At 72.8% G+C, this 9,738-nt stretch carries 7 protein-coding genes; all 7 read left to right on the top strand.

Going from position 1 to position 9,738, the window contains the following annotated elements; all coding sequences use genetic code 11:
• Nucleotides 1–160: 160 nt before the first annotated feature.
• Genes pyrR through pyrF form a run of 7 tightly spaced genes read left to right on the top strand, consistent with a single transcriptional unit; the run spans nt 161 to nt 9,213 of the window.
• Nucleotides 161–766 (top strand): bifunctional pyr operon transcriptional regulator/uracil phosphoribosyltransferase PyrR, encoded by a 606-nt coding sequence (gene pyrR / locus C1A33_RS13800; protein ID WP_101831919.1) that lies wholly within the window; start codon nt 161–163, stop codon nt 764–766.
• Nucleotides 767–806: 40 nt separating this feature from the next.
• Entirely contained in the window at nt 807–1,733 is a 927-nt protein-coding gene (locus C1A33_RS13795) for an aspartate carbamoyltransferase catalytic subunit (RefSeq protein ID WP_101831918.1), read from the top strand.
• Entirely contained in the window at nt 1,733–3,070 is a 1,338-nt protein-coding gene (locus C1A33_RS13790) for a dihydroorotase (protein WP_101831917.1), read from the top strand. Before C1A33_RS13795 ends, C1A33_RS13790 begins: the two co-directional genes overlap by 1 nt.
• A complete protein-coding gene (locus C1A33_RS13785; RefSeq protein WP_101831916.1) occupies nt 3,067–3,957 on the top strand; it encodes a PH-like domain-containing protein in 891 nt (296 codons plus the stop codon). The genes C1A33_RS13790 and C1A33_RS13785 overlap by 4 nt, the downstream gene beginning before the upstream one ends.
• Before the next feature lie 29 nt (nt 3,958–3,986).
• Nucleotides 3,987–5,117 carry a glutamine-hydrolyzing carbamoyl-phosphate synthase small subunit gene (carA, locus tag C1A33_RS13780; RefSeq protein WP_101831921.1) on the top strand — a complete coding sequence of 377 codons (1,131 nt, stop codon included), beginning with the start codon at nt 3,987–3,989 and terminating at the stop codon, nt 5,115–5,117.
• Nucleotides 5,117–8,470 (top strand): carbamoyl-phosphate synthase large subunit, encoded by a 3,354-nt coding sequence (gene carB / locus C1A33_RS13775; protein WP_101831915.1) that lies wholly within the window; start codon nt 5,117–5,119, stop codon nt 8,468–8,470. The genes carA and carB overlap by 1 nt, the downstream gene beginning before the upstream one ends.
• Nucleotides 8,467–9,213 (top strand): orotidine-5'-phosphate decarboxylase, encoded by a 747-nt coding sequence (gene pyrF / locus C1A33_RS13770; protein ID WP_101831920.1) that lies wholly within the window; start codon nt 8,467–8,469, stop codon nt 9,211–9,213. The genes carB and pyrF overlap by 4 nt, the downstream gene beginning before the upstream one ends.
• The last annotated feature ends 525 nt before the right edge of the window (nt 9,214–9,738 follow it).

Below are 9,738 nucleotides of genomic sequence, written 5' to 3'. Positions count from 1 at the left end.
TACCAGGGCACTCCGGGCGTGTGAGGGACTCGCCGCGCCCCCGCCCGGTGCACCCGGCGGGTCCGCCGCGAGTCCCTCACACGCCCGGAGTGCCCTGGTAACGTCGCTGGGACCGCTCCTTTAAGGACCGTCCCGTGAGGCGGGGAAGGAGGGATGCCGCGTGGCGCCTGCCGCCGCGAGCGACCCCGCATCGCGCCGTCCCGGCGTAGCCCGGACAGTACTGTCCGCCGACGACATCACCCGGATCGTCAGCCGGATGGCGCACCAGATCCTCGAGAAGACCTCCGGTGGTGCCGGTGTCGTCCTGCTCGGTATACCCACCCGTGGGGTACCTCTCGCGCACCGTCTGGCACGGCGCGTACACGCCGTGGAGGGTGTGGATCTTCCAGTCGGGTCCCTCGACCCGACCATGTATCGCGACGATCTGCGACTGCGCGGGGTCCGCCCCCTCGAGGTGACCGAGATCCCCGACGGCGGCGTCGACGGCCGGGTGGTGATCCTCGTCGACGACGTCCTCTATTCCGGGCGCACGGTGCGCGCCGCCCTCGACGCGCTGGCCGCCTACGGGCGCCCGCGGTCCGTGCAGCTCGCCGTCCTCGTCGACCGGGGCCACCGCGAGCTGCCGATCCGCGCCGACTACGTGGGCAAGAACATGCCGACCTCGCGCCGCGAGTCGGTGGCCGTCCGGCTGCGGGAGATCGACGGCGCCGACGGCGTGCTCATCGTGTCGCCCGAGGGCGCGGCCGATCCCGGCGAGCAGGCATGACCCGGCGAGCAGGCATGACGGCGGGGAACGGAGAGCGGACGTGAAGGGACACCTGCTGTCGACCGAGGACCTCAGCCGCGAGGACGCGCTGCTGGTACTCGACACGGCCGAGCGGATGGCGCGGGTCGCCGAGGCGTCGGTGCGCAAGCTGCCGACCCTGCGCGGGCGCACCGTGGTCAACCTGTTCTTCGAGGATTCCACCCGTACCCGCACGTCCTTCGAGGTAGCCGCCAAGAGACTGTCGGCCGATGTGATCAATTTTTCGGCGCGCGGGTCAAGCGTGTCGAAGGGTGAAAGCCTGAAGGACACCGCGCAGACCCTGGAGGCGATGGGCGCCGACGCGGTGGTCTGCCGGCATGGCGCCAGCGGCGCGTCGCACCGGCTGGCGACCTGGGTGCGGGGCAGCGTCGTCAACGCGGGCGACGGTACTCACGAGCACCCCACCCAGGCCCTGCTCGACGCGTTCACGATGCGCCGCCGGCTGGGCCGGGTGGACGGGCTCAGTGTCACCATCGTCGGCGACGTGCTGCATTCCCGGGTGGCCCGGTCCAACGTCTGGCTGCTGACCACCCTGGGTGCCAGTGTGACGGTGGTCGCTCCGCCGACGCTGTTGCCTCTCGGTGTCTCGTCGTGGCCGGTGCAGGTGTCGTACGACCTCGACGCGGTGCTGCCGAAGAGTGACGTGGTCATGATGCTGCGGGTCCAGCGGGAGCGGATGTCGGCGGCGTTCTTCCCGACCGAGCGGGAGTACAGCCGCCGCTACGGCCTGGACGTCGACCGCGCGGCGACCCTGCCCGAGCACGCGCTGGTCATGCACCCGGGCCCGATGGTGCGCGGGATGGAGATCGCCTCGCAGGTCGCCGACTCGGCGCGGTCGACGATCGTGGAACAGGTCGCGAACGGGGTGAGCGTACGGATGGCCGTGTTGTACCTGCTGCTCGGCGGCGGGTCCGGGGAGGTCGCGTGATGGCTGGGGATGCTGGTACCGCATGGGTACTGCGGCGCGTTCGCCCGTTGGGGGGCGAGCCCGTGGATGTGCTGCTCGCGGACGGCGTGGTGGCCGCCTGGCGGCCGGCCGGGTCGACCGGACCGGATTCGGACGGGCTGCCGCCGGGCACCGCGTTCCTCGACGCGGACGGGCTGATCCTGCTGCCCGGGCTCGTCGACCTGCACACCCATCTGCGTGAGCCGGGCCGCGAGGACGCCGAGACGGTCGAGTCCGGCACCCGCGCCGCCGCGCTCGGCGGCTACACCACCGTGTTCGCGATGGCGAACACCAACCCGGTCGCCGACACCGCCGGCGTCGTCGAGCAGGTGTGGCGCCTGGGCCTGGACGCCGGGCACTGCGACGTGCGGCCGGTCGGCGCGGTCACCGTCGGGCTCGCCGGCCAGCGCCTCGCCGAGCTCGGCGCGATGGCGACCTCCGCCGCCGGGGTGCGGGTGTTCTCCGACGACGGGCACTGCGTGTCCGACGCGCTGCTCATGCGCCGGGCGCTGGAGTATGTCAAGGCGTTCGACGGCGTGGTCGCCCAGCACGCCGAGGAGCCGCGGCTGACCGTGGGCGCCCAGATGAACGAGGGCGTCGTCGCCGCCCGGCTCGGGCTGCCCGGCTGGCCGGCGGTCGCCGAGGAGGCGATCATCGCCCGGGACGCGCTGCTGGCCGGGCACGTCGGCTCCCGCCTGCACGTCTGCCACGTCTCGACCGCCGGCTCGGTGGAGATCATCCGGTGGGCGAAGGCGAAGGGCTGGCAGGTCACCGCCGAGGTCACCCCGCACCACCTGCTGCTCACCGACGACCTGGTCGAGTCCTACGACCCGGTGTTCAAGGTCAACCCGCCGCTGCGCACCGCCGAGGACGTCGCCGCGCTGCGCGCCGGCCTCGCCGACGGGACCATCGACTGTGTGGCCACCGACCACGCCCCCCACGCGCTGGAGGACAAGGAGACCGAGTGGGCCGCGGCCCGTCCCGGCATGCTCGGCCTGCAGACCGCGCTGTCGGTGGTGATGGAGACGATGGTCATCGCCGGGCGCCTCGACTGGGCCGGCGTCGCCGAGCGGATGGCGCTCGCCCCGGCCCGCATCGGAGGGCTGCCGAGCCCCGCCGCGGACGCGGGGAGTTCCATAGCGGTGGGCGCGCCCGCGACCGTCACACTCCTCGACCCGTCACCATGGCGGGTGGTCGAGGCGGACGCGCTCGCCAGCCGCAGCCGCAACACACCCTATGCGGGGCGGTCCCTGCCGGGAACGATCCGCGCCACGTTCCTGCGGGGCCGGCCCACCGTGCTCGACGGGAAGATCGTATGACTGTTTCGCTGTCCGCCTCCGCGGCGGTCCCCCTCGCCGCTGGTGGCGGGTCGAGTCGCCTGGGCCTGCACGCGCTGCTCGTTATCGGGTTGCTGTTGCTGCTGGTGGCGGTGGTCGGGGTGATGCGCCGGGCCTGGCGCAGCCGGGCCGAGCGCCAGGAGGAGGACCTGCCCGAGCTGCCCGAGCCGCCGGCGGAGCCCGGCACGGTGCTCGCCGCGCCGCTGCGCGGGATGTACCTCGGGACCGTCGACGCCGGCCACTGGCTCGAGTGGATCGCCGCGCGCGGTCTCGGTGGGCGTGACGGCGGCTATGTCAGCGTCTACGAGACGGGCGTGCGGATCGACCGCGGCAATGACGCCTTCTGGATCCCGCGGGAGGCCGTGCGCGGCGCGCGTCTCGAGCGGGCGCACGCCGGCAAGGTGTCGGCGCCTGGCCGGCTGATCGTCATCGCCTGGTCGTACGTCGGGCACGAGCTGGAGACGGGCTTTCGCGGCGAGGACCGGGCCCGCCAGCCCAAGGTCGTGCGCGCCGTGCACGACCTGATCGGCCCGCCGCCGGCACACCTGGCCAAGGGCGACATCACCTCCCCGCACGCCGTGCCGCGGATCCGCCCGCCCCGGCTGCGGCCGCCGCGGCCGGGCTCCGGCCAGCCCACCCAGGAGATGCCGGCCATCCGGTCCGCGCCCCGGTTGCGCCGCGGCGAGCGCCGTGCCGAGCCGCGCCGCGCCGATGACAGGCGCCAGGACGAGCGCTATCCGGGGGAGCGCCGCCACGGCGGTGCTCGCCCCGCCGATCCGCGCTACCCCGACCCCGACCCCGGCCGGTCACCGGTCGACCCGTTGACCTCGCCGCTCGGTGAGGTACGCAGGCTGAAGGAGGATCGGTGAGCACCCTCACCTCGACCCGCGCCGTGCTCATGCTCGAGGACGGCCGCAGCTTCACCGGCGAGGCGTACGGCGCGCTCGGCGAGACGTTCGGCGAGGCCGTGTTCTCCACCGGCATGACCGGCTACCAGGAGACGATCTCCGACCCGTCGTTCCACGGCCAGATCGTCATCATGACCGCGCCGCACATCGGCAACACCGGCGTCAACGACGAGGACTACGAGTCCGAGCGGATCCAGGTCGCCGGGTTCGTGGTGCGCGACCCGGCGCGCCGGCCGTCGAACTGGCGCTCGCGCGGGCGCCTCGACGACGAGCTCGCCGCCGCCGGGATCGTCGGCATCAGCGGCATCGACACCCGGGCGCTGACCCGGCACCTGCGCGAGCGCGGCGCGATGCGCTGCGGCATCAGCAGTGTGCTGGGTGAGGAGGAGCCCGCTGGGCTGCTGGAGCGGGTGCGCAGGTCGCCGGAGATGGTGGGCGCGGACCTCGCGCCGCTGGTCTCGACGACGGAGCCGTACGTGGTGCCCGCGGCCGGGGACGCGGCGCTGTTCACCGTCGCCGCGCTGGACCTCGGCATCAAGCGGGCCACCCCGGCGGCGCTGGCCGCGCTCGGCTGCGAGGTGCGGGTGCTGCCGGCCCGCACCACCGGCGAGGAACTGCTGGCGCTGAACCCGGACGGGGTGTTCCTGTCCAACGGGCCGGGCGACCCGGCGACCGCCGACTACGCCGTCGACGCGCTGCGCACGGTGCTGCGCGCGGGCGTGCCGGTGTTCGGGATCTGCTTCGGCCACCAGGTGCTGGCCCGGGCGCTGGGCTTCGACACCTACAAGCTGACCTACGGCCATCGCGGGGTGAACCAGCCGGTCGGCGACGTTGCCACCGGCCGTATCGCGGTCACCAGCCAGAACCACGGCTTCGCCGTGCGGGTGCCCCGTGACGGGGCCGCGGACACCGAGTTCGGCCGGGTCGTGGCCAGCCACATCGGCCTCAACGACGACGTCGTCGAGGGACTGGAGTGCCTGGACGTGCCGGCCTTCAGCGTGCAGTTCCATCCGGAGGCGGCGCCGGGGCCGCACGACGCGGCGCCGCTGTTCGAGCGGTTCCGTGACCTGATGGCCGACACCCGCCGCGCCCGCGCCGCGGCCAGCGGAGGGGAGTCCTGATGCCGCGGCGCGACGACCTCGCCAGCGTCCTGGTGATCGGCTCCGGGCCGATCGTCATCGGGCAGGCGTGCGAGTTCGACTACTCCGGCACCCAGGCGTGCCGGGTCCTGCGGGCCGAGGGTCTGCGGGTCATCCTGGTCAACAGCAACCCGGCCACGATCATGACAGACCCGGAGCTGGCCGACGCGACCTACATCGAGCCGATCACCCCGGAGATCGTGACGAAGATCATCGACCGGGAGCGCCCGGACGCGATCCTCGCCACCATGGGCGGCCAGACGGCGCTGAACACCGCCGTCGCCCTGCACGACGCCGGCGTGCTGGAGCGCTTCGGGGTGCGGCTGATCGGCGCGAACATCGACGCGATCCGGGCCGGTGAGGACCGCCAGGCGTTCAAGGACGTCGTCGCCTCGGTCGGCGGCGAGACCGCGCGCAGCGCCATCTGCCACACCGTCGAGGAGTGTCTGGCCGCGGGGGACGAGTTCTCCTACCCGGTGGTCGTGCGGCCGAGCTTCACCCTCGGCGGCGCGGGCAGCGGCTTCGCCCACGACGTCGCCGAGCTCACCCGGATGGCCGCCGACGGGCTGTCGGCGAGCCCGTCCACCGAGGTGCTCGTCGAGGAGTCGGTACTCGGCTGGAAGGAGTTCGAGCTGGAGCTGATGCGCGACCGCGCCGACAACGTGGTCGTCGTCTGCTCCATCGAGAACGTCGACCCGATGGGCGTGCACACCGGTGACTCGATCACCGTCGCCCCGGCGATGACGCTGACCGACCGTGAGTACCAGCGGATGCGGGACATGTCGATCGCGGTGATGCGGGCGGTCGGCGTCGACGCCGGAGGCTGCAACATCCAGTTCGCCGTGAACCCGGCGACGGGCCGTCAGATCGTCATCGAGATGAACCCGCGGGTCTCGCGCTCGTCGGCGCTGGCGTCGAAGGCCACCGGCTTCCCGATCGCCAAGATCTCGGCGAAGCTGGCGCTTGGCTACACCCTCGACGAGATCCCCAACGACATCACCCGCACCACGCCCGCCGCCTTCGAGCCGACGCTCGACTACGTCGTGGTGAAGGTGCCGCGGTTCGCGTTCGAGAAGTTCCCCGGCGCCGACCCGACGCTCACGACGACGATGAAGTCGGTCGGCGAGGCGATGGGGGTGGGGCGCAGCTTCGCCGAGGCGCTGCAGAAGGCGCTGCGCTCGATGGAGTCCGCGGGCTCGGTGTTCGGCTTCACCGCGCCGGACGAGGACGCGGCCACACTGCTGGAGTCGGCGCGGGTGCCGCACGACGGGCGGTTGCGGCTCGTCCAGCAGGCGCTGCTCGCCGGCGCCGAGCCGGACGAGGTCAGCCGGGTCACCGGCATCGACCCGTGGTTCGTCGACCAGCTCGTCTACCTCAACGAGATCGCGGCCACGGTGAGTCGCGACCCGGACGGCATCCGCCGGGCCAAGCGCGCCGGCTTCTCCGACGCGCAGCTCGCCGAGATCCTCGAAACCAAGGAGGACGTCGTCCGGGCGTTCCGGCACCGCGCCGGCATCCGCCCGGTGTTCAAGACCGTCGACACCTGTGCCGCCGAGTTCGCCTCCGAGACGCCGTACCACTACTCGGCCTACGACGAGGAGTCCGAGGTCGCGCCCAGCGGGCGGCAGCGGGTGATCGTGCTCGGCTCCGGGCCGAACCGCATCGGCCAGGGCATCGAGTTCGACTACGCCTGCTGCCACGCGGTGATGGCGCTGTCCGACGCCGGGTTCGAGACCGTCATGGTCAACTGCAACCCGGAGACGGTGTCCACCGACTACGACACCGCCGACCGGCTCTACGTCGAGCCGCTGACGGTCGAGGACGTGCTCGAGGTCGTGCACGCCGAGTCCGAGGCCGGGCCGCTCGCCGGGGTGATCGTGCAGCTCGGTGGGCAGACGCCGCTGGGGATCGCCGCGGCGCTGGCCGACGCCGGCGTGCCGATCGTCGGCACCCCGCCCTCGGCGATCCATCTCGCCGAGGACCGCGGCCTGTTCGGCCGGGTGCTCGCCGCCGCCGACCTGCCCTCCCCGCCGCACGGGGTGGCTACGTCGTTCGCCGAGGCGCGCACGGTCGCGGAGCGGGTCGGCTATCCGGTGCTGGTACGCCCGTCCTACGTGCTCGGCGGACGCGGCATGGAGATCGTCTACGACGACGGCATGCTGCGCGACTACATCGAGCGGGCCACCGCCATCTCGCCGGAGCACCCGGTGCTCGTCGACCGGTTCCTCGACGACGCCGTCGAGATCGACGTCGACGCCCTCTACGACGGCGAGACGCTCTACCTCGCCGGGGTGATGGAGCACATCGAGGAGGCCGGGGTGCACTCGGGCGATTCGGCCTGCGCGCTGCCGCCGATCACGCTCGGTCGCTCGGAGCTCGAGCGGATCCGGGTGTCCACCGAGGCGATCGCGCGCGGGGTCGGCGTGCGGGGGCTGCTCAACGTGCAGTACGCGCTGCAGTCCGACGTGCTGTACGTGCTGGAGGCCAACCCACGGGCGTCGCGGACGGTGCCGTTCGTGTCGAAGGCGACGACCGTGCCGCTGGCGAAGGCCGCCGCCCGGGTGATGCTCGGGGCGACCATCGGCGAGCTGCGCGTCGAGGGGCTGCTGCCGGCCGTCGGGGACGGCGCCAGCCTGCCGCTGGACTCGCACATCGCGGTCAAGGAGGCGGTGCTGCCGTTCGGCCGGTTCCGGGACGCGGGCGGGCGCGGGGTCGACACCGTCCTCGGCCCGGAGATGAAGTCCACCGGCGAGGTGATGGGCATCGACGACGGCTTCGGCACCGCCTACGCCAAGTCGCAGGCCGCCGCGTACGCCTCGCTGCCCACCTACGGCCGGGTGTTCGTGTCGGTGGCGAACCGGGACAAGCGGGCGATGATCTTCCCGATCAAGCGGCTCGCCGACCTCGGGTTCGTCGTCTACGCCACCGAGGGGACCGCCGAGGTGCTGCGGCGCAACGGGGTCAAGGCCGTCGTCCTCGGCAAGCACCGCTCGCCCACCGAGGGGCTGCTTGACTGTGTGGAGATGATCACCTCCGGGCAGATCGACCTGGTCATCAACACGCCGTGGGGGGTCGGGCCGCGGCTGGACGGCTACGAGATCCGCACCGCCTGCGTGGCCGCCGGGGTGCCGTGCATCACCACCATCCAGGGCGCGGCCGCCTGCGTGCAGGGGATCGAGGCGCTGGTGCGCGGCGAGCTCGGGGTCCGGCCGCTGCAGGAGTACCACACTGCCCTGCGTGAGGCGTGGGACGACGGCGGTGGGCTCGCCGCGCCGTCCGCGCCGTCCGCGCCGTCCGCGCCGGCCGCCGAAGTGCCGGCGGAGCCGGTCCGGTGAGCGGCGCGGCACGCTACCTGCCACCCGCCGGTCGGGCGCCGCTGGCGGTCGCGCTGGACGCGCCGGACGGGGCGACGGCGCTGCGCTGGGCCGCGGCGGTGGCGCCGTCGGCGGCGGTGCTCAAGATCGGGCTGGAGCTGTTCTACCGGGCGGGCCCGGGGATCGTGGCGGACCTGCGGGAGGCGGGCCTGCTCGACGATCTGGACCTGTTCCTCGATCTGAAGCTGCATGACATTCCGGCAACGGTCGCCGGTGGCATGCGGTCGGTCGCCACGTTGCTTCCTCGCTTCGTCACGGTCCACGCGTCCGGGGGGGCGGCGATGATACGTGCGGCGATCGAGGCCGCCCCCGACGTCGAGGTGGCCGTTGTGACCGTCCTCACCTCGCTGGACGCCGCCGCGCTGGCGGCCGTCGGGCTCGCCGGGCCGCCGGACGACGCCGTGCGGCGCCTCGCGGTGCTCGCCGTCGAGGCCGGCGCGCGGACCCTTGTGTGCAGCCCGCGGGAGGTACGAATGGTCCGTTCGGAGCTCGGTGGCAACGTGACTCTCATCACGCCGGGTGTGCGTCCGGTGGGTGCGGAGGCCGCCGATCAGGCCCGGATCGCGACCCCGGGCGAGGCCCTGGAAGCGGGTGCCGACCTGGTCGTGGTGGGCCGTCCGATCACCCGGGCCCCCGATCTGGGCATGGCCGCTCGGGCGGTCGCGGACAGTATTTCCGCAGGTAGGGGGCCTGATCCGGGCTGACGGCCGAGGTCGGGGCAGGGTGTGTTCGTCCTGGTGCGGTACGAAGCGGTACGGTGGGGCCGTCGTAGACCGAAAGGGTGCGGCACGAGCGGGCCACCCCTTTCGTCCCGTCAAAGCCTTCTCTTGTGCGGACAATATGTCCGCATCAGAGTGTTGTGGCCAAGGCTCAATGCCACTTCCGCTAAGTTGATCAAGCTGCTATCTGGGGTTTCACGGGGTTGGCGAGCCTGATCGTGGGCGGGGCGTGGTGGCGGAGGCCGCGCTGGCCGGGTTTCTTGACCGGGTACTGGTTGTGGCGGGCGCGGCGGACGACGTGGGGGTAGGTGCGTTCGCGGCGGGTGTTGAGCCGGGTCGGTCGGGTGATGTCGGTGGCGATCTCGCCCTGGGTGTGTGCCCGCTGGTCAGGGGGAAAAAGCCGGGTCGGTGGCGACCCGGTCCCGGATGATCCTGACAGTGCGCTTGAACTTGATCCGGTCGGGGTCGATCCCCGCGGCGGTCGCGGCGTGGCAGGTCAGCGCGCTGATC

Source organism: Frankia canadensis, assembly GCF_900197875.1.
Lineage (GTDB): Bacteria > Actinomycetota > Actinomycetes > Frankiales > Frankiaceae > Frankia > Frankia canadensis.
The sequence above is the reverse complement of the archived record's forward strand: the minus strand, read 5'-3'. Positions and strand labels throughout refer to the sequence as shown.